This is a genomic window from Klebsiella sp. C239 (assembly GCF_048822715.1).
GTDB lineage: Bacteria > Pseudomonadota > Gammaproteobacteria > Enterobacterales > Enterobacteriaceae > Klebsiella > Klebsiella quasipneumoniae.
Genome location: NZ_JBMEZK010000023.1, coordinates 1 through 19,059, shown reverse-complemented (window position 1 = coordinate 19,059; position 19,059 = coordinate 1). Strand labels below are relative to the sequence as shown.

The 19,059-nt window shown below is 62.9% G+C and carries 19 protein-coding genes; 16 read left to right on the top strand and 3 right to left on the bottom strand.

Annotation, left to right across the window (positions count from 1 at the left end):
• The first annotated feature begins 290 nt into the window (after positions 1-290).
• Positions 291-1,412, top strand: a complete 1,122-nt coding sequence (locus ACOI6Z_RS26860) for a JmjC domain-containing protein (protein ID WP_420687551.1) — start codon at positions 291-293, stop codon at positions 1,410-1,412.
• A gap of 53 nt (positions 1,413-1,465) precedes the next feature.
• Here ACOI6Z_RS26860 and ACOI6Z_RS26855 read toward each other — a convergent pair whose 3' ends face one another.
• Both ACOI6Z_RS26855 and cusR read right to left on the bottom strand, forming a co-directional pair.
• On the bottom strand, positions 1,466-2,908 hold the full coding sequence (locus ACOI6Z_RS26855) for a Cu(+)/Ag(+) sensor histidine kinase (RefSeq protein ID WP_023291816.1): 1,443 nt from the start codon (positions 2,906-2,908) through the stop codon (positions 1,466-1,468).
• Positions 2,898-3,581, bottom strand: a complete 684-nt coding sequence (cusR, locus tag ACOI6Z_RS26850) for a copper response regulator transcription factor CusR (RefSeq protein ID WP_049015259.1) — start codon at positions 3,579-3,581, stop codon at positions 2,898-2,900. Before cusR ends, ACOI6Z_RS26855 begins: the two co-directional genes overlap by 11 nt.
• Positions 3,582-3,753: 172 nt before the next feature.
• Here cusR and ACOI6Z_RS26845 point away from each other — a divergent pair, with 172 nt between their 5' ends.
• The 5 genes from ACOI6Z_RS26845 to ACOI6Z_RS26825 all read left to right on the top strand — a co-directional run bounded on the left by ACOI6Z_RS26845 (position 3,754) and on the right by ACOI6Z_RS26825 (position 10,392).
• Positions 3,754-5,139 carry an efflux transporter outer membrane subunit gene (locus ACOI6Z_RS26845; protein ID WP_049015254.1) on the top strand — a complete coding sequence of 462 codons (1,386 nt, stop codon included), beginning with the start codon at positions 3,754-3,756 and terminating at the stop codon, positions 5,137-5,139.
• Positions 5,140-5,156: 17 nt separating this feature from the next.
• Positions 5,157-5,501 (top strand): cation efflux system protein CusF, encoded by a 345-nt coding sequence (gene cusF, locus ACOI6Z_RS26840; RefSeq protein ID WP_023291814.1) that lies wholly within the window; start codon positions 5,157-5,159, stop codon positions 5,499-5,501.
• A gap of 44 nt (positions 5,502-5,545) precedes the next feature.
• Positions 5,546-6,811 carry an efflux RND transporter periplasmic adaptor subunit gene (locus ACOI6Z_RS26835; RefSeq protein ID WP_064155846.1) on the top strand — a complete coding sequence of 422 codons (1,266 nt, stop codon included), beginning with the start codon at positions 5,546-5,548 and terminating at the stop codon, positions 6,809-6,811.
• 11 nt (positions 6,812-6,822) lie between these two features.
• Positions 6,823-9,972, top strand: a complete 3,150-nt coding sequence (locus ACOI6Z_RS26830) for a CusA/CzcA family heavy metal efflux RND transporter (RefSeq protein WP_117129528.1) — start codon at positions 6,823-6,825, stop codon at positions 9,970-9,972.
• A 72-nt stretch (positions 9,973-10,044) separates the two neighbouring features.
• A complete protein-coding gene (locus tag ACOI6Z_RS26825; RefSeq protein WP_032454727.1) occupies positions 10,045-10,392 on the top strand; it encodes a DUF1294 domain-containing protein in 348 nt (115 codons plus the stop codon).
• Positions 10,393-10,401: 9 nt separating this feature from the next.
• Here the strand turns inward: ACOI6Z_RS26825 and ACOI6Z_RS26820 are convergent, their stop codons facing one another.
• A complete protein-coding gene (locus ACOI6Z_RS26820; protein ID WP_002887259.1) occupies positions 10,402-10,935 on the bottom strand; it encodes a lipocalin family protein in 534 nt (177 codons plus the stop codon).
• 116 nt (positions 10,936-11,051) lie between these two features.
• On the opposite strand from ACOI6Z_RS26820, the gene ACOI6Z_RS26815 reads away from it, so the two are divergent.
• From ACOI6Z_RS26815 to ACOI6Z_RS26770, 10 genes are all read left to right on the top strand, one after another.
• Positions 11,052-11,780: a MerR family transcriptional regulator gene (locus ACOI6Z_RS26815; protein ID WP_002887258.1), complete on the top strand. Its 729-nt coding sequence runs from the start codon at positions 11,052-11,054 to the stop codon at positions 11,778-11,780.
• Between the two features lie 230 nt (positions 11,781-12,010).
• Positions 12,011-12,445 (top strand): nuclear transport factor 2 family protein, encoded by a 435-nt coding sequence (locus ACOI6Z_RS26810; RefSeq protein ID WP_023291810.1) that lies wholly within the window; start codon positions 12,011-12,013, stop codon positions 12,443-12,445.
• A complete protein-coding gene (locus ACOI6Z_RS26805; protein ID WP_117129526.1) occupies positions 12,442-13,161 on the top strand; it encodes an SDR family NAD(P)-dependent oxidoreductase in 720 nt (239 codons plus the stop codon). The genes ACOI6Z_RS26810 and ACOI6Z_RS26805 overlap by 4 nt, the downstream gene beginning before the upstream one ends.
• Positions 13,158-14,417: an NAD(P)/FAD-dependent oxidoreductase gene (locus ACOI6Z_RS26800; protein WP_101992351.1), complete on the top strand. Its 1,260-nt coding sequence runs from the start codon at positions 13,158-13,160 to the stop codon at positions 14,415-14,417. Before ACOI6Z_RS26805 ends, ACOI6Z_RS26800 begins: the two co-directional genes overlap by 4 nt.
• 1 nt (position 14,418) lies before the next feature.
• Positions 14,419-15,141 (top strand): DUF1365 domain-containing protein, encoded by a 723-nt coding sequence (locus ACOI6Z_RS26795; RefSeq protein WP_048296561.1) that lies wholly within the window; start codon positions 14,419-14,421, stop codon positions 15,139-15,141.
• Positions 15,138-16,358 (top strand): SAM-dependent methyltransferase, encoded by a 1,221-nt coding sequence (locus ACOI6Z_RS26790; RefSeq protein WP_032454723.1) that lies wholly within the window; start codon positions 15,138-15,140, stop codon positions 16,356-16,358. The genes ACOI6Z_RS26795 and ACOI6Z_RS26790 overlap by 4 nt, the downstream gene beginning before the upstream one ends.
• Complete coding sequence (locus ACOI6Z_RS26785) at positions 16,355-16,840, top strand: DUF2878 domain-containing protein (protein WP_023291806.1); 486 nt, start codon at positions 16,355-16,357, stop codon at positions 16,838-16,840. The genes ACOI6Z_RS26790 and ACOI6Z_RS26785 overlap by 4 nt, the downstream gene beginning before the upstream one ends.
• Positions 16,837-17,361 carry a hypothetical protein gene (locus tag ACOI6Z_RS26780; RefSeq protein ID WP_049015229.1) on the top strand — a complete coding sequence of 175 codons (525 nt, stop codon included), beginning with the start codon at positions 16,837-16,839 and terminating at the stop codon, positions 17,359-17,361. The genes ACOI6Z_RS26785 and ACOI6Z_RS26780 overlap by 4 nt, the downstream gene beginning before the upstream one ends.
• Positions 17,358-17,909, top strand: a complete 552-nt coding sequence (locus tag ACOI6Z_RS26775) for a DUF3833 domain-containing protein (RefSeq protein ID WP_032454720.1) — start codon at positions 17,358-17,360, stop codon at positions 17,907-17,909. Before ACOI6Z_RS26780 ends, ACOI6Z_RS26775 begins: the two co-directional genes overlap by 4 nt.
• Entirely contained in the window at positions 17,906-18,865 is a 960-nt protein-coding gene (locus ACOI6Z_RS26770) for a YbgA family protein (protein WP_004206730.1), read from the top strand. The genes ACOI6Z_RS26775 and ACOI6Z_RS26770 overlap by 4 nt, the downstream gene beginning before the upstream one ends.
• The last annotated feature ends 194 nt before the right edge of the window (positions 18,866-19,059 follow it).

Below are 19,059 nucleotides of genomic sequence, written 5' to 3'. Positions count from 1 at the left end.
GTTCGTCGGAAGTAGCAAGGGTTAAAATAGAAAAATCTTATCGACCGCTCATTATTTGAACTTTTCGCTTATTCCTCTTCCTACCATTAAAGCCGCCATCCCAGAGTTCATGCGGTCTGCAGCGTAGCTAACTCGAAAATTGGTTTTTGGCAAAAATGTGATTTTTCTCTCTTACCCAACGCCATTATCGCGCCGATGGTGAATTAAGCGCCACTCTTGACCCACGACAAAGCGCCCGCCCAGCCCCCGTTTCTATAATCAGGCCCGTTTCTTCTTACTGGTAATAATCGATGGCTTATCAACTCAACATTAACTGGCCCGAGTTTTTAGAGAAATACTGGCAAAAGCAGCCGGTGGTTTTAAAAAACGCGTTTCCGGACTTCGTCGACCCGATTACCCCGGACGAGCTGGCCGGGTTAGCCATGGAGCCGGAAGTCGACAGCCGGCTGGTCAGTCTGGCCAACGGTAAATGGCAGGCCAGCAATGGACCTTTTGAACATTTCGATGGCCTGGGCGAGACCGGCTGGTCGCTGCTGGCCCAGGCGGTAAACCACTGGCATATGCCGGCCGCCGAGCTGGTGCGACCGTTCCGCGTACTGCCGGACTGGCGTCTGGACGACCTGATGATCTCCTTCTCCGTCCCCGGCGGCGGCGTCGGCCCCCATATCGATCAGTATGACGTCTTTATTATTCAGGGCATGGGCAGCCGCCGCTGGCGCGTGGGCGATAAGCTGCCGATGCGTCAGTTCTGCCCGCATCCCGCGCTGCTGCACGTCGACCCGTTCCCGCCGATTATTGATGAGGATCTGCAGCCGGGCGATATCCTCTATATTCCGCCGGGATTCCCGCACGATGGTATCACCCACGAAACCGCGCTGAACTACTCCGTGGGTTTCCGCGGGCCCAACGGGCGCGACCTGATCAGCAGCTTCGCCGACTATGTGCTGGAGAACGATCTCGGCGGCGAGCACTACAGCGATCCGGACCTCACCTGCCGCGAGCATCCGGGCCGGGTTGAAGAGTATGAACTCGAACGTCTGCGCGCCATGATGATCGACATGATTCGCCAGCCGGAAGACTTCAAGCAGTGGTTCGGCATTTTCGTCACCACCCCGCGTCACGAGCTGGATATTGCGCCGGCGGAACCACCGTATGAAGAAGAGGAAGTCGTCGATGCGCTGCTGGGCGGCGAAAAACTTTCTCGCCTGAGCGGCCTGCGCGTTCTGCATATTGGCGACAGCTTCTTCGTGCATAGCGAACAGCTGGACAACACCGATGCCGAAGCGCTGGATGCATTATGCCGCTATACCTCATTAGGCCAGGAGGAGCTCGGCAGCGGCCTGCAAAACCCGGCGTTTGTGAGCGAACTGACGCGCCTGATTAATCAAGGCTACTGGTACTTCGAAGAGTAAGCCGCGGTAGGATTACGGGCAGCCGCCTGGCGCTGCCCGCTGGCTATCAGCCGTTATTGCGCCTGTTTCGGCAGCACCACAATAAACCGCGTCGAGCGCAGATCGGACTGCGCCGCCACGCTGCCGTGGTGGGCGCTGACGATGGATTTCACAATCGCCAGGCCGATGCCGCTGCCCTCCCCTTTGCGCTGGCGCGAGGGGTCGACGCGATAGAAACGGTCAAACAGCCGCGGCAGATGTTCGGCGGCAATCGGCGTACCGGGGTTCTCCACCACCAGGCGGATCGTCTCCGCGCTTTCGCTCAGCGCGATCGTCACCGCCTGGCCAGCCGGGGTGTAGCGGATCGCGTTCGACAGCAAGTTGCTGATCGCCCGCCGCAGCATCAACGGATCGCCCGTCACCCGGCAGGGGCTGCCGTCAAAGCGCAGCGCTACCGCCTTCTCTTCCGCCCACGCCTCGAAAAACTCAAACACCTTATGCACCTCCTCAGCCAGATCCAGTTCCCGCTGTTCGGGGATCAGCTGGTTGTTATCGGCCTGGGCGAGGAACAGCATATCGCTGACCATCCGCGACATGCGCGAGAACTCTTCGAGATTGGAGTAGAGCACCTCTTCCAGCTCCGGCTGGCTGCGGCTCTGGCTTAAGGCGATTTCGGTTTGCGTCACCAGGTTGGTGATCGGCGTGCGGATCTCATGGGCGATATCGGCGGAGAAGTTCGACTGGCGGGTAAAGACATCCTCCATTCGCTCCAGCATATGGTTAAAGGACAGCGCCAGCCGCTCCAGTTCGATAGGCACCGCCTGCGGGTCGAGGCGCACGTCGAGATCCCGCGAGGTAATATTCTGGATCTGCCGGCTGATCTGGCGGATAGGCTTATGCCCCTGATAGACCACAAACAGCACGATGGCGATAATCAGCAGGCTGATTATCGACGCGGCGGAAATCAGCTTCGCTTTCAGCTCATTAATATAGTGCAGGTGAAAATCGATGGATAAGGCCATCAGCAGATGGTACGCCGGCTTGCCATCCGCCTGCTTGCCCAGCGGCAGCATGATCAGCCGCCAGGCACGGGTCTCCATTTGATGATTATCGTGCGCCATTGCCCGCGGCTGCGGATCGGTCCATGAAATCACATTCCCGTCGCGCAGCTGCATCGCCAGGCCTGGCGTACTCAGCATATGGCTGAGATCCGGTCCGTTGGGCGACTGGAACAGAATATTGCCCTGTCCATCGTCCAGGCAGATAAAGACGTTGGCGTAGCCCGCAATGATATTCTTCACGATCTCCAGCCGCCGCGCCTGCGGGTAGTCAGCGTGGTCGAGGACCGTCTCCAGGGTGGTGCTGAGCTGCCTGAGATCGTGAACGTCGCGCTCTTCAAAATGCGCCTTCACCGAATGGATCATGATCCAGGTGAAGGCAAAGAATGCGATGATGGTGGCGAGGCTAATAAAGAAACTCAGCCGGGTAGCCAGGGAAAAGGGGCGCTTAGCGACCATCCGGCACCTCAAGCATATAGCCGACGCCGCGCACAGTCTGGATCAGCTTCGGCTCAAAGTCGTTATCGATTTTGGCGCGCAGCCGCTTCACCGCCACATCTATCGCGTTGGTATCGCTGTCGAAATTCATATCCCACACCTGCGAGGCTATCAGCGAACGCGGCAGCACTTCGCCCTGATGGCGCAGGAAGAACTCCAGCAGAGTGAACTCCTTGCTGGTCAGGGTGATGCGGGTGGCGCCGCGCGTCACCTTACGGCTGACCAGATCGACGCTGAGATCCGCCGCCTGAAACTGGCTTTCGACAATGACCGCCGCCCCGCGACGCAGCAGCGTCCGCACCCGCGCCAGCAGTTCCGCAAAGGCGAACGGCTTCACCAGATAGTCGTCGGCGCCCAGCTCCAGCCCCTTCACCCGATGCTCAATGGTGCCCAACGCGGTAAGCAGCAGGATCGGCATGCCTTTCCCGGCGGTGCGCAGCATGCGCACGATATCCCAGCCGTTCACGTCCGGCAGCATGATGTCGAGGATCAGCAGATCATAGTCGCCGGTCATCGCCAGGTGATAGCCGTTAAGGCCGTTATCGGCCAGGTCGACGACGAAGCCAGCCTCGGTGAGCCCTTTGGTCAGGTACTCCCCGGTTTTCTTCTCATCTTCGACAATCAAAATCTTCACCGCCGACTCCTTCACGCGCGTTCTGTGCGGGTATTCAATTTTAGAGGAGCGCCTCCGGATAGCAATGAAATATCAGGAAAATGACAGCTTTGTCATTTTCCTGTCACGTCCTGAACAGAGGCCGCTACGTAAAGTAGCCGCCATGGATAAATCGTCGAAAACGTCTGCCGCCATGCGCCCAATAACGCTTCTTACCCTCAGCGTGATACTCGCCTTAACCGGCTGTGTCTCGCTCGCTCCGGACTACCAGCGCCCCGCCGCGCCGGTACCGCAGCAGTTCTCTCTCAGCCAGAACAAGCTGGTTCCCGCTACCGCGAGCTATCAGGAGACCGGCTGGCGAACCTTTTTCGTCGACCCGCAGGTGAAAAGCCTGATAGGCACCGCGCTGACCAACAACCGCGATCTGCGGATGGCGACGCTGAAAGTGCAGGAAGCCCGTGCCCAGTATCGAGTGACCGATGCCGACCGCTACCCGCAATTGAACGGTGACGGCAGCACCACCTACGGCGGCAAGCTTAAAGGCGACACCACCACCAACAGCGATTACGCCGCCGGGCTGAATCTCAACTATGACCTCGACTTCTTTGGCCGGCTGAAAAACCTCAGCGAGGCCGACCGGGAGAACTTCTTCGCCAGCGAAGAGGCACGGCGCGCAGTGCATATCCTGCTGATTGCTAACGTTTCACAAAGCTACTTCAACCAGCGGCTGGCGGCAGCGCAGCTGCAGGTGGCCAACGACACCCTGCAAAACTATCAGCAGTCTTACGCGTTCGTTGAAAAACAGCTGCTGACCGGCAGCACCACCGTCCTGGCGCTGGAGCAGGCGCGGGGGATGATCGAGAGCACCCGCGCCGATATCGCCAGGCGGCAGGGCCAGTTGGCGCAGGCTAATAACGCTCTGCAGCTGTTGCTCGGTAGTTATCAACATCTGCCGGACGATAGCGCCAGCAGCGCCGTCGACCTGCAAGGCGTAACCCTGCCGCCGTCGCTCTCTTCAGCGATCCTGCTGCAGCGGCCGGATATTTTAGAGGCCGAACACAGCCTGCGGGCGGCCAACGCCAACATCGGCGCCGCGCGGGCGGCCTTCTTCCCGTCGATCACCCTGACCAGCTCGCTCTCCGGCAGCAGCAGCGAGCTCGCCAGCCTGTTTAACGCCGGCAGCGCGATGTGGAACTTCATCCCCAAAATCGACATTCCGATTTTCAACGCCGGGCGCAATCAGGCCAACCTCGATCTGGCGGAGATCCGCCAGCAGCAGCAGGTGGTCAACTACGAGCAAAAAATTCAGTCCGCTTTTAAGGAAGTGGCCGACGCGCTGGCCCTGCGCCAAAGCCTGGCCGATCAGATCGCCGCCCAGGAGCGCTATCTCGCTTCACTCAATATCACCCTGCAGCGCGCCACCGCGCTCTATCGCCACGGCGCGGTCAGCTACATCGAAGTGCTGAGCGCCCAGCGCGACATTTTCACCACCCGACAAACCCTGCTGGAACTCAACTATTCCCGTCAGGCAAATGAAATCACCCTGTTCACCGCCCTCGGCGGCGGCTGGATGGAATAACCCGAGGAGTCTTGATTATGAATTCACTGTCTAAAGTCGCCCTGTTCACTCTGATTTCTGGCGCGGTGTTCGCCGCCCAGGCCGCCGACCCGCACGCCGGCATGGCGATGCACGAACAGCCCGCCGCCGCGCAGACGCAAAGCATCAGCGGCAAAGGGGTCATTAAAGCCATTGATATGGATAGCAAAAAAATCACCATTGCCCACGAAGCCATCCCGGCGGTGAACTGGCCGCCGATGACCATGCGCTTCACCATCACCCCGCAGACCCAGCTCAACAATGTGAAGGACGGCGACAGCGTGGACTTCACCTTCGTTCAGCAGGGCAATCTGTCGCTGTTACAGGATATCCGCGCCCACTAATGGCCCGGCGACGGTAGGCTCCTCAACAACTGAATGGACGACACATGGCATCCCTGACACTGAAAAACACGGCGCTGATCCTCGGCAGCATGGCGATCGGCGGCGCGCTCACCGCAGCGCTGTATACCCGGATGGCGCCGCCCCTCGACGCTACCGCCGCCGCCCCGGCGGCCGAGCAGCAGCGAAAAGTGCTGTTCTGGTACGACCCGATGTACCCGAACACCCGCTTTGATAAACCGGGTAAATCGCCGTTTATGGATATGGACCTGGTGCCGAAATACGCCGATGAAGAGAGTGCCGCCGCCGGTGCGCCGGGGGTGCGTATCGACCCGACGCAGACCCAGAATCTCGGGGTGAAAACCGCCGCCGTCACCCGCGGGCCGCTGCGCTACGCCCAGACCTTCCCGGCCAACATCAGCTACAACGAGTACCAGTACGTGATTATGCAGGCGCGGGCGGCGGGCTTTATCAATAAAGTCTATCCCCTGACCGTCGGCGACAAAGTGCAACAAGGTACGCCGCTGCTGGAACTGACCATCCCGGACTGGGTGGAAGCGCAGAGCGAATACCTGCTATTGCAGGAGACCGGCGGCACCGCCACCCAGGTCGAGGGGATCCTCGAGCGGTTGCGTCTCGCCGGAATGCCGGACGACGATATCCGCCGCCTGAAAGCCACGCGCAAGATCCAGACCCGCTTCACCCTCAAGGCGCCCATCGACGGGGTGATCACCGCCTTCGATCTGCGCGCCGGAATGAACATCGCCAAAGATAACGTGGTGGCGAAAATTCAGGGCATGGACCCGGTGTGGGTCAGCGTGGCGGTCCCCGAGTCCATCGCCTGGCTGATTAAAGACGCCTCGCAGTTCCGCATTCAGGTTCCCGCCTGGCCGGACAAAACCTTCCGCATCAGCAAATGGACGATTCTCCCCAGCGTCGATAGCGCCACCCGCACCCTGCAGCTACGCCTGCAGGTGAACAACCCGGATGAAGCGCTGAAGCCGGGGATGAACGCCTATCTGCAGCTGACCAGTGACAGCGAACCAATGCTGCTGATCCCCTCCAAAGCGCTGATCGACAGCGGCAGCGAGCAGCGGGTGATCACCATGGATAACGAGGGCCGCTTCGTGCCGAAGCAGGTACAGGTTTTCCATGAATCCAATGGCGTCACGGCCATTCGCAGCGGGCTGAAGGAGGGCGAGAAGGTGGTCGCCAGCGGCCTGTTCCTGATCGACTCGGAAGCCAATATCGCCGGCGCGCTGGAGCGCATGCGCGCGCAGGCCCCTGATGCCGCTGCCGCCCACGCGCACTGAGGAACGGAACAATGATTGAATGGATTATCCGCCGCTCGGTGGCCAACCGCTTCCTGGTGATGATGGGCGCGCTGTTTCTCAGCCTCTGGGGGACCTGGACCATCGTCCACACCCCGGTGGACGCCCTGCCGGATCTCTCCGACGTACAAGTGATCGTCAAAACCAGCTATCCGGGGCAGGCGCCGCAGATTGTCGAAAACCAGGTCACCTGGCCGCTAACCACCACCATGCTGTCGGTGCCCGGCGCCAGAACGGTGCGCGGCTTCTCGCAGTTTGGCGACTCTTATGTGTATGTGATTTTTGAAGACGGCACCGACCCTTACTGGGCGCGCTCGCGGGTGCTGGAGTATCTCAACCAGGTGCAGGGCAAACTGCCCGCTGGAGTCAGCGCCGAAATGGGCCCGGACGCCACCGGCGTCGGCTGGGTCTTCGAGTACGCGCTGGTCGACCGCAGCGGCAAGCACGATCTCGCCGAACTGCGCTCCCTGCAGGACTGGTTCTTAAAATATGAGCTGAAAACCATTCCTAACGTCTCGGAAGTGGCGTCGGTGGGCGGCGTGGTCAAGGAGTACCAGATAGTTGTCGACCCGATGAAGCTGACCCAGTACGGCATCAGCCTCGGCGAGGTGAAATCGGCGCTGGACGCCTCTAACCAGGAGGCGGGCGGCGCTTCGGTCGAACTGGCGGAAGCCGAATATATGGTGCGCGCCAGCGGCTATCTGCAGACCCTCGACGACTTCAAAAACATTGTACTGAAAACCGGCGATAACGGCGTGCCGGTCTATCTCGGCGACGTCGCGCGGGTGCAGGTCGGCCCGGAGATGCGCCGCGGCATTGCCGAACTGAACGGCGAAGGCGAAGTGGCCGGCGGCGTGGTGATCCTGCGCTCCGGCAAGAACGCCCGGGAAGCGATCTCGGCGGTCAAAGAAAAACTGGCGTCGCTGCAAAGCAGCCTGCCGGAAGGGGTTGAAGTGGTCACCACCTACGACCGCAGTCAGCTTATCGACCGCGCCATCGATAACCTCAGCCACAAGCTGCTGGAAGAGTTTATCGTCGTCGCCCTGGTCTGCGCCCTGTTCCTGTGGCACGTGCGCTCGGCGCTGGTCGCGATTATCTCCCTGCCGCTCGGCCTGTGCTTCGCCTTTATCATGATGCATTTCCAGGGGCTCAACGCCAACATCATGTCGCTGGGCGGGATCGCCATTGCGGTGGGGGCGATGGTCGATGCCGCCATCGTGATGATTGAGAACGCCCACAAGCGGCTGGAGGAGTGGACGCATCAGCATCCGGGAGAGAAGCTCGGCAACGACAGGCGCTGGAAAATCATTACCGATGCCTCGGTGGAGGTTGGCCCGGCGCTGTTTATCAGCCTGCTGATCATCACCCTGTCGTTTATCCCCATTTTCACCCTCGAAGGCCAAGAGGGCAAACTGTTCGGTCCGCTGGCCTTCACCAAAACCTGGTCGATGGCCGGAGCGGCGCTGCTGGCGATCATGGTGATCCCGATCCTGATGGGCTTCTGGATCCGCGGCAGGATCCCGGCGGAGAGCAGCAACCCGCTGAACCGCTTTTTGATCCGCATTTACCATCCGCTGCTGCTGAAGGTCCTGCACTGGCCGAAGACCACCCTGCTGATCGCGCTCCTGTCGATCCTGACGGTTGTCTGGCCGCTTAACCGGGTCGGCGGCGAGTTTCTGCCGCAGATCAACGAGGGCGATCTGCTGTATATGCCGTCAACGCTGCCCGGGATCTCCGCCTCGCAGGCGGCGGATATGCTGCAGAAGACCGACAAGCTGATCATGACGGTGCCGGAGGTGGCGCGGGTGTTCGGCAAAACGGGTAAGGCAGACACCGCTACCGACTCAGCGCCGCTGGAGATGGTGGAGACCACCATTCAGCTCAAACCGCAGGATCAATGGCGGCCGGGGATGACCATGGAGAAGATCGTCGACGAACTGGACAAGACCGTGCGCCTGCCGGGGCTGGCGAACCTGTGGGTGCCGCCGATCCGCAACCGCATCGACATGCTCTCCACCGGCATCAAGAGCCCGATCGGCATTAAAGTTTCCGGCACTAACCTGGCCGATATCGACGCCATCGCCGGGCAAATTGAGGGGGTGGCGCGCAGCGTGCCGGGCGTGACCTCGGCGTTAGCCGAGCGGCTGGTGGGCGGGCGCTACCTCGACATTGATATCCAGCGTGAGAAGGCGGCCCGCTACGGGATGACCGTCGGCGACGTGCAGCTGTTCGTCTCGTCCGCTATCGGCGGGGCGATGGTCGGCGAAACGGTGGAGGGCGTCGAGCGCTATCCGATCAACATCCGCTATCCGCAGAGCTACCGCGACAGCCCGCAGACCCTGCGCCAGCTGCCGATCCTCACCCCGCTGAAGCAGCAGATCGTCCTCGGCGACGTCGCCGAGGTGAAGGTGGTCAGCGGGCCATCGATGCTGAAGACCGAGAACGCCCGCCCCACCAGCTGGATCTACATCGACGCCCGCGACCGCGACATGGTGTCAGTGGTGCACGATCTGCAGCAGGCCATCGGCAAGGAGGTGAAGCTGAAGCCGGGCATCAGCGTGTCGTATTCCGGGCAGTTTGAGCTGCTGGAGCGCGCCAATCAGAAGCTGAAGCTGATGGTGCCGATGACGCTGATGATTATCTTTGTGCTGCTGTACCTGGCGTTCCGCCGCGTCGGCGAGGCGCTGCTGATCATCGCCAGCGTGCCCTTCGCCCTTGTGGGCGGGATCTGGTTCCTCTACTGGATGGGCTTCCATCTGTCGGTGGCCACCGGCACCGGCTTTATCGCCCTGGCCGGCGTGGCCGCGGAGTTTGGCGTGGTGATGCTGATGTACCTGCGCCACGCCATCGAGGCGGAGCCGGCGCTGGAGAACCCGCAGACCTTCAGCGCCGAGAAGCTCGACGAGGCGCTGTATCAGGGGGCAGTACTGCGCGTGCGGCCGAAGGCGATGACCGTGGCGGTGATTATCGCCGGCCTGCTGCCGATTTTATGGGGCACCGGCGCCGGGTCGGAGGTGATGAGCCGCATCGCCGCGCCGATGATTGGCGGAATGATCACCGCCCCGCTGCTGTCGCTGTTTATTATTCCGGCGGCGTATAAGCTGATGTGGCTGTCCCGGCATCGGGGCAAGCGCGGCCGCTAGCCCACCGCGTTTACGCCGGTCCGGGAAATTGGCTATAGTGGCGCCATTCTTCTGGCCGGCGTGAACGTCCCTATGAATCTGAACCTGGTATGTTATTCCCTGCTGCTGCTCACCGCTGTGGGCAGCGCCCTGCTCCCCTACCCGCTGGCGATGTGGTTTTTACTGAGCAGCCTTCTGACATGGCTTATCTATGGCGCCGACAAGCTGGCGGCGCGCAAAGCCTGGCGACGGGTGCCGGAAACCACGCTGCTGGTGCTCGGCCTGGCGGGAGGCTGGCCGGGGGCGATCCTCGGCCAGCAGTGTTTTCGCCATAAAACGCAAAAGCAGCCCTTCCGGACGTGGTTTTTCATCAGCGTGGCGCTGAACGTGGCGGCGCTGGCCGGGCTGTATGCGGTTTACTCTGGCATGCTCAGTCGCTAAGGGGCGAGGCTAGCGCGGCGTCTGGCGGATCCACACCAGTCGATCGACGTCAAAGCCCAGTTCGCGCGCGGTATTCAGGTAATCCTGCTTCACCGCCGCCGGAATGGTGGGGGTACGCGACAGGATCCACAGATAGTCGCGGTTGGGGCCGCTGACCAGCGCATACTGGTAGTCGTCGTCCAGACGGATCACGTTATAGCCGCCGTAGAACGGCCCGAAGAACGACACCTTCAGCGCCGCGGTGGTGGGGGCGCCGGTGAAATAGGCTTTCCCGTCGCTCTCATTCCAGCGTTTTTTGACCGGGTCATAACCGCGATTGACGACGCTGATCCCCCCGTCGCTGCGGGCGCCGTAGGTGGCGGTCACCTGCTCCAGGCCTCGCTCGAAGCGATTCTCCAGGCGGGCGACCTCATACCATTTCCCGAGGTAACGGCTGGCGTCAAACCCGCTAATCGGCTGAACGCCCTTCGGCGGGGTGGGCGATTTGCAGGCCACCAGGGTCAACGCGATAGCGACGCCAGTGACAACAGGCCATAGCTTCATGAGAACTCCTTTCATTTACGCGGTTGGGAAAAGTGTAGTGCAAAGCCGCTACACTTCACGCCAGCCGACGTGATTCGTAGTATATTGAGAATATTCTTTGTTAACAGGTGGCCTCCATGCCTTACTCCATCGGCGAATTTGCCCGACTTTGCGGGATAAATGCGACCACGCTTCGCGCCTGGCAGCGCCGCTATGGCCTGCTCAAGCCGCTGCGCACCGATGGTGGACACCGTCTGTACAGCGATGACGACGTCCAGCAGGCGCTTAAAATCCTCGACTGGGTGAAAAAAGGGGTGCCGGTCAGCCAGGTGAAGCCCCTGCTGTCGCGCCCCGGCGCGCGGCGCACCAACAACTGGCTGACGCTGCAGGAGACCATGCTGCAGCGGCTGAAAGAGGGAAAAATCGAGTCCCTGCGCCAGCTGATCTACGATGCCGGCCGCGAATATCCGCGCCAGGAGCTGGTGACCGAGGTGCTGCGTCCGCTGCGCAGCCAGGTCTCCGCCAACGTGCCGGCCATCATGACCCTGCGCGAAATCCTCGACGGCATCATCATCGCCTACACCTCGTTTTGCCTCGAAGGCGACAAGAAGGCGCCCGGGGACAACTTTCTGATCACCGGCTGGCACCTGACCGACGCCTGCGAAATCTGGCTTGAAGCGCTCAAACGCACCGGCCAGGGCCATCGCATCGACGTCCTGCCGGTGCCTCCCGCCGCCCTGGCGCCGGAGATTTTCCCCCAGCGCAACTGGCTGCTGGTCACCAGCGGCAAACTCTCCGCCGCTCGTCAGAGGCAGGTCGAACTCTGGCAGCAGCAGGTCGTCTCCCTCGAGGTGATCCCGCTCTAACCCCCGGTTTTCACTTACCCCACTCTCTGTTCCGCCTGCGCCCGGCGGCGCGGCGGGCGCACGTTTGCCCTTCGTGCAACCCGCGATTTTCATCCTTTAAAACACCAATAATAACAACCTGATTTTAAACATAAATAAAATATATTTTTTCACAAACTTGGACAAATAATTTTATTTGTGTAAGTTTTAAGTATGCCATTACGCCACCGTGTTTAGCCAGGATGTGATCCATGAGCACCACGCCGTCCGTCATTCGTCGTTTCGTTGAGTACTACGCCGGGCTGGATGCGCAGCCGCCCACGGCGCTGGCCGCGCTGTACCATCCGGACGCGACGCTGAGCGATCCTTTTGGTCAGCACCAGGGACTGTTTGCCATCCAGCGCTACTTTACCCATCTGCTGGCCAACGTGGAGCAGTGCCGGTTCACCATCGACGCGCCGCTCTGCGACGGTCAGCGGTTCGCCGTAACCTGGACCATGCACTGGTCGCATCCGCGTATTGCCGGCGGAGAAACCCTGGCCCTGCCGGGCTGCTCGGTGGTGGACATCGCCGGGGAACAGGTTCTCCACCAGCGCGACTACTACGACGCCGGGGAGATGATCTACGAGCACCTTCCCCTGCTGGGCTGGGCGGTACGCGGCGTGAAGCGGAGGGTGCGCTCATGATGACGGTGCTTATCACCGGCGCCAGCTCCGGGATCGGCGCCGGCCTGGCGAAATCCTTCGCGGCGGATGGCCACCTGGTCATCGCCTGCGGGCGCGATGCTTCGCGCCTGACGGCGCTGCAGCAGTTCAGCCCCAACATCAGCGCGCGCCTGTTCGATATGACAGACAGGGACGCCTGTCGCCAGGCGCTGACGGGCTGTTTTGCCGACCTGATCATTCTCTGCGCCGGTACCTGCGAATACCTCGACCACGGGCAGGTGGATGCCGCCCTCGTGGAGCGGGTGATGACCACCAACTTCCTCGGGCCGGTAAACTGCCTGGCGGCGCTGCAGACGCAGCTGGAGGCAGGCGATCGGGTGGTGCTGGTCAGCTCCATGGCGCACTGGCTGCCCTTCCCGCGCGCGGAAGCCTATGGCGCCTCCAAGGCGGCGCTGACCTGGTTTGCCAATAGCCTGCGTCTGGACTGGGAGCCGAAAGGGGTCGCCGTCACGGTGGTCTCTCCAGGCTTCGTCGACACCCCGCTGACGCGCAAAAACGACTTCGCCATGCCCGGCCGGGTGAGCGTGGAGCGGGCGGTGGCGGCGATCCGCCACGGCCTGGCGAAGGGCAAAAACCACATCGCCTTCCCCACCGGCTTCAGCCTGACCCTGCGGCTGCTGGCCAGCCTGCCGTCAGGTATACAGCGCCTGCTGTTGCGCAGGATGGTGCGCTCATGAACATCGCCATCATCGGCAGCGGTATCGCCGGGCTGACCTGCGCCTGGCGGCTGGCCGGACACCATCAGGTGACGCTGTTCGAAGCGGGCGCCGCGCCGGGCGGCCACACCGCCACCGTGGATGTCGCCACGCCGCAGGGCACCTGGGCCATCGATACCGGATTTATTGTCTACAACGATCGCACTTATCCGCGCTTTATGGGCCTGCTCAGCGAGCTGGGGATCGACGGGCAAAAAACGCAGATGAGCTTCTCGGTCCACAACCCGGCCAGCGGCCTGGAGTACAACGGCCACAGCCTGACCTCGCTCTTCGCCCAGCGACGCAATCTGCTGAAGCCGGCCTTCTGGGGGCTGCTGAGCGAGATCGTCCGCTTCAACCGGCTGGCGAAACTGGCGCTGACCGAGGCGCTGGATCCGGGGGCGACGCTGGAGAGCTTCCTCGCCCGCCACCGTTTCAGCCCCTTCTTCGCCCGCCATTATATCCTGCCGATGGGGGCGGCCATCTGGTCGTCGTCGCTGCAGGAGATGCGCCGCTTCCCGCTGCCGCTGTTTTTGCGCTTCTTTGAACACCACGGCCTGCTGGACATTCGCGATCGCCCGCAGTGGTACGTGGTGCCCGGCGGTTCCCGGGAATACGTTCGCGCCCTGCTCGCCAGGCTCGGCGACCGCCTGGACCTGCGGCTCAACGCGCCGGTGCAGCAGGTGGAGCGCCACCCGACAGGGGTTACCCTGCGGCTGGCGTCCGGGGAGGCGCATTTTGACCAGGTGATCTTCGCCTGCCACTCCGCGCAGGCGCTGGCGATGCTGGCGGCGCCCACCGACGCCGAGCGTGAGGTGCTGGGGGACATCGGCTGGCAGCGCAACGAAGTGGTGCTGCACAGCGATCCGCGCTGGCTGCCGGCGCGTCAGCGCGCCTGGGCCAGCTGGAACTATCGCCTGAGCGATGGGGATCGGGCCCGGGCCTGCGTCACCTACAACATGAATATTCTCCAGGGGCTGCCCGCGGGCGCGCCGCTGTTCTGCGTCACCCTGAACCCGGACGCGCCGGTGGACGAGCGCTACGTCTGGCAGCGCTTCGTCTATGAGCATCCGCTGTTTAACCCGCAAAGCTGGTCGGCCCAGCTGCGGCGCGACGAGATTAACGGCCAGCAGCGGAGCTGGTACTGCGGGGCCTACTGGTACAACGGCTTTCATGAGGACGGGGTGCGCAGCGCGCTCGACGTGGTGCAGGGCATCGCCGCGGCGGAGGGCATCTGAAATGAACAGCTGCCTCTATCAGGGCGTCCTGCGCCACCGTCGCCTGCAGCCGAAGGCGCACCACTTCGTCTACCGCCTGTTTATGGCCTGGCTTGACCTCGACGAACTGGACAGGCTGCCTGAGGCGGGCATCCGTCGCAACCGCCTGGCCGCCGCCGCCTGGTACGACGCCGATTATCCTCTGGGCGCGCCGCTGAAGGCCCAGGCGCTGAACCGGCTGGAGAGCCTGACCGGCTGCCGCCCGGCGGGACGCGTGATGCTCCTGACCCAGCTGCGCTATTTCGGCTTCCATTTTAATCCGGTCAACTTTTACTACTGCTATGACGAGGCCGACACCCTGCGCTGGGTGCTGGCCGAAGTGCGCAACACGCCGTGGAATGAGCGTCATTACTACGCGGTGGACGGCCAGCAGGCGCGCCCGCTGGAGAAAGCCTTTCACGTTTCGCCGTTTAACCCGATGGACATGGTCTATCACTGGCGCTTCAACGCGCCCGGCAAAACGCTGCACATGCATATTGAAAACCATCAGGCCAGCAAGGTGTTCGACGCCACGCTGGCCCTGAGCCGCGTGCCGTTAACCCGCGCCAACCTGCGCGGGCTGCTGCTGCGTCTGCCGATGATGACCCTGAAAACCGTCCTCGCCATCTACTGGCAGGCGCTGCGGCTGTGGCTGAAGCGCCTGCCGCTGTACAACCATCCTGTCAGCAGGAGTGAACGCTCATGACCGATCCCGTCTTTGCGCTTGAACCCGATGTGCCGCGCAACGTGCGGCTCGCGCGCTGGCTGCTCTTTCGTCTGTTGAGCGGCCTCCGCGAAGGCTCGCTCACCGTGCGCGAAGGGGCGCAGACTTTTCATTTTGGCGACCCCGCCGCCGCGCTGCGCGCCGAGGCGCGGGTCTGCACGCCGGAGGTGTACTGGCGCCTGCTGACCGGCGGCAGCCTGGCGGCGGCCGAGGCCTGGATGGACGGCGACTGGGAGAGCCACCAGCTGACGGCGCTGCTGCAGATCCTTGCGCGCAACGGCGAGGTGCTGGGGCGTCTGGAGCGCGGCTTTCGTCTGCTGGGCAAGCCCGTCGCCCGCCTGCGCCACTGGACCCGCCGCAACACCCGCGCTCAGGCGCGGGAGAACATCGCCGCCCACTACGACCTCGGCAATGAATTTTATGCCCACTTTCTGGATGACGACCTGCTCTACTCCAGCGCGCTGTTTGCCGACGACCAGCAGGATCTGACCCAGGCCCAGCGGGCCAAGATGGCGCGCCTGTGCGACCAGCTGGCGCTCACTCCCGGCGATCATCTGCTGGAGATTGGCACCGGCTGGGGGGCGCTGGCCGAGTACGCCGCCCGCCATTACGGCTGCCGGGTCACCACCACCACCCTCTCCCGGGAGCAGCACCGCTGGGCTACCGAGCGCATGGCCCGCGCCGGGCTGCAGGATCGCGTCGAGGTGCTGCTCTGCGACTACCGCGATCTGCGCGGCGAGTACGACAAACTGGTGTCGGTGGAGATGATTGAAGCGGTTGGCCAGCGCTACCTGCCGGCCTTTTTCCGCACCTGTCAGGCGCGCCTGCGCCCGGGCGGCAAAATGGCCCTGCAGGCGATCACCATCCAGGATCAGCGCTATCGCGACTACAGCAAAAGCGTCGATTTTATCCAGCGCTACATCTTCCCGGGCGGCTTTTTGCCCAGCATCACGGCAATGAGCGAGCTGATGACCCGCCATACCGATTTTGTGGTGCGCAACCTGTTCGACATGGGCCCGGACTATGCCCGCACGCTGGCGCACTGGCGGCAACGTTTTACCCATGCCTGGCAGGATATTGAAAAGCTCGGCTTTGATGAGCGCTTCCGCCGGATGTGGCTCTACTACTTCGGCTACTGCGAAGCCGGATTTAACGCCCGCACCATCAGCGTGGTGCAGCTCACCGCGGAGCGGGTATGACACGCCCGGCGCAGCACCTGCTGATGGCCCTCGCGTTCGATGTTTACTGGACGCTGGTGGTGATGTTGCGCGAGCGCGGCCTGCTGATCTGGCTGACGCTGGCGCTGTTCGCCTGGCTGCGGTTGCCGGCGGCCAGTCGTCCGCCCGCTCTGCTGCTGGCCGCGGCGGGCTGCGGGCTGGACGCCTGCTGGGCGCTGGCGGGGCTGATTGATTTTCCCGGCGACAGCCTGCTGCCCCTGTGGATGGTGGCCCTGTGGCTGATGTTCGCCGTCGTCTGGACCCGGCTGACCCGCACCACGACGCTTCCCGGCTGGGTGCTGGCCGCGGCGGCCACCGTCGGCGGCCCGGTGGCCTACCTGATCGGCGCTCGCCTCGGAGCCATGACCCTGCTGGTACCGACGGCGCTTGCTGTGGCCGCCATGGCCTGCGGCTGGCTGGTGCTCATGCTGTTGTTCCATCTGGGGATGGGGAGGCAAAAATGAGATTCGCCCTGTTACTGCTGTGGCTGAGCGCCCTCGCCCCGGCGGCCCACGCCGCCGACTGGCTGACGTGGCGCCGCGTCGGCGAGGCGACCCTCACCTGGGGGCCGTTCACTGTCTATCACTCACAGCTGCGCACGCCCAATGGCCGGTATGACGGCCCGCAGCAGGATCGGGCGCTGATCATCACCTACCGGCGCGACATCGATCGCGAGGCGCTGGTGGAGGCCACCCGCGACCAGTGGCAGGCGCAGGGCATTCTGCAGCAGGAGCCGCGCAGCGAAGCCTGGCTGCGCATGCTGCAGGGGATCTGGCCGGACGTCGCGCCGGGCAGCCAGCTGGCGTTCGTGGTCAGCGGCGGCGAGGGGCAGTTCTGGTACCGCGCCAGCGCCGCGCAGACCGCCTTTACCCCGCTCGGCCCGCGCCAGTCGGCGGCGTTCAGCACCCGCTTTCTCGCCATCTGGCTCGATCCGCGCACCACTTATCCCGAACTGCGTCAGCAGTTGATCGGAGGTACACCATGAAACGCATTCTGACCCGTGGCCTGGCGCTGCTGATGCTGATGCTCGCTGGCTGCAGCACCGAGGTCACCGAGTACCGGCAGCAGCAGCCCGCCCTCGACATCTTCCACTATTTTCAGGGCCGAACCGAGGCGTGGGGGATGGTGCAGGATCGCCGCGGCAAACAGCTGCGCCGCTTCCATGTAGCGATCGATGGCGACGTCGTCGGCGACACCCTGACGCTCCATGAGCGCTTTGTCTATGACGATGGCGAGAAACAGCAGCGGGTGTGGCGCATTCGCCGCACCGGCGATAACCGTTATCAGGGCACCGCCGGGGATATCGAAGGCGTGGCCAGCGGCCAGGCGGCAGGCAATGCCTTTCACTGGCGCTACAGCATGAACGTCGAGGCCAGCGGCAGCCGGTGGCTGCTGCACTTTGACGACTGGATGTTCCTGCAGGACGGCAGCCATTTGTTTAACAAAACCGAGATGAAGAAATTCGGCATTACGGTGGCCACCGTGACCCTTTTCTTTACCCGAACCACAGCAGAAGAGAGGACAGCGCCATGAACACGCAACCTGTCATTGGGATCAGCGGATGTTTAACCGGCTCAGCCGTGCGATTCGACGGCGGGCATAAGCGTATGGGCTTTGTGATGGATGAGCTCGCGCAGTGGGTGGCGTTTAAGCCCGTCTGCCCGGAGATGGCGATCGGCCTGCCCGTTCCCCGCCCGGCGCTCCGGCTGGTGCAGACCCCGGTCGGGGAGATCCGCATGCGCTTCAGCCACGCCCCGCACGAGGATGTGACGGAGAAGATGGCCGATTTCGCCAACGCCCATCTGGCAACCCTGGGCGAGCTGTCGGGCTTTATCGTCTGCGCCAAATCGCCGAGCTGCGGGATGGAGCGCGTGCGGCTGTATGATGAAAAAGGCAATCGCGGGCGTAAGGAAGGCGTGGGGCTGTTTACCGGCGCCCTGATGGCGCGCTACCCGTGGCTGCCGGTGGAAGAGGATGGCCGGCTGCACGATCCGCTGCTGCGGGAGAATTTTGTCGAGCGCGTCTTCGCCCTGCATGAACTCAACGCCCTGCGCGCCCGCGGCCTGACCCGCCACGGCCTGCTGGCCTTTCATAGCCGCTACAAGCTGCAGCTGCTGGCTCACCACCAGGCGGGCTACCGCGAGATCGGCCCGTTCGTCGCCTCGCTGCATGAATGGGAGGATCTGGAGGCTTTCTTCGAGGTCTACCGCGAGAAGCTGATGGCGATCCTCAAGCGGCCCGCCTCGCGGAAAAACCACACCAACGTGCTGATGCATATTCAGGGTTATTTCCGCGACCAGCTGAACAGCCGCCAGCGCGGCGAGCTGCGGGAGGTGATCCTCAACTATCGCGCCGGGCTGCTGCCGATCCTCGCGCCGCTGACGCTGCTTAAGCACTATCTGGCCGAGTATCCGGATCGCTACCTGCAGGCGCAGAACTATTTTGACCCCTACCCGCAGGATCTTGCCCTGCGCCTGACGGTGAACTGAGGGAACCTGGGCCAGCTGCCCGGCGGCGCTGCGCTTGCGCGGGCCTACGGGGGGGGTATCCCGCAGGCCTCCTCAGGAACGTAGGCCGGTTAAGGCATTTATGCCGCCATCCGGCACTACCGCCGGTACGGCGCCTGACCGCCCGGCGGCGCTGCGCTTGCGCGGGCCTACGAGGGGATCCCGCAGGCCTCCTC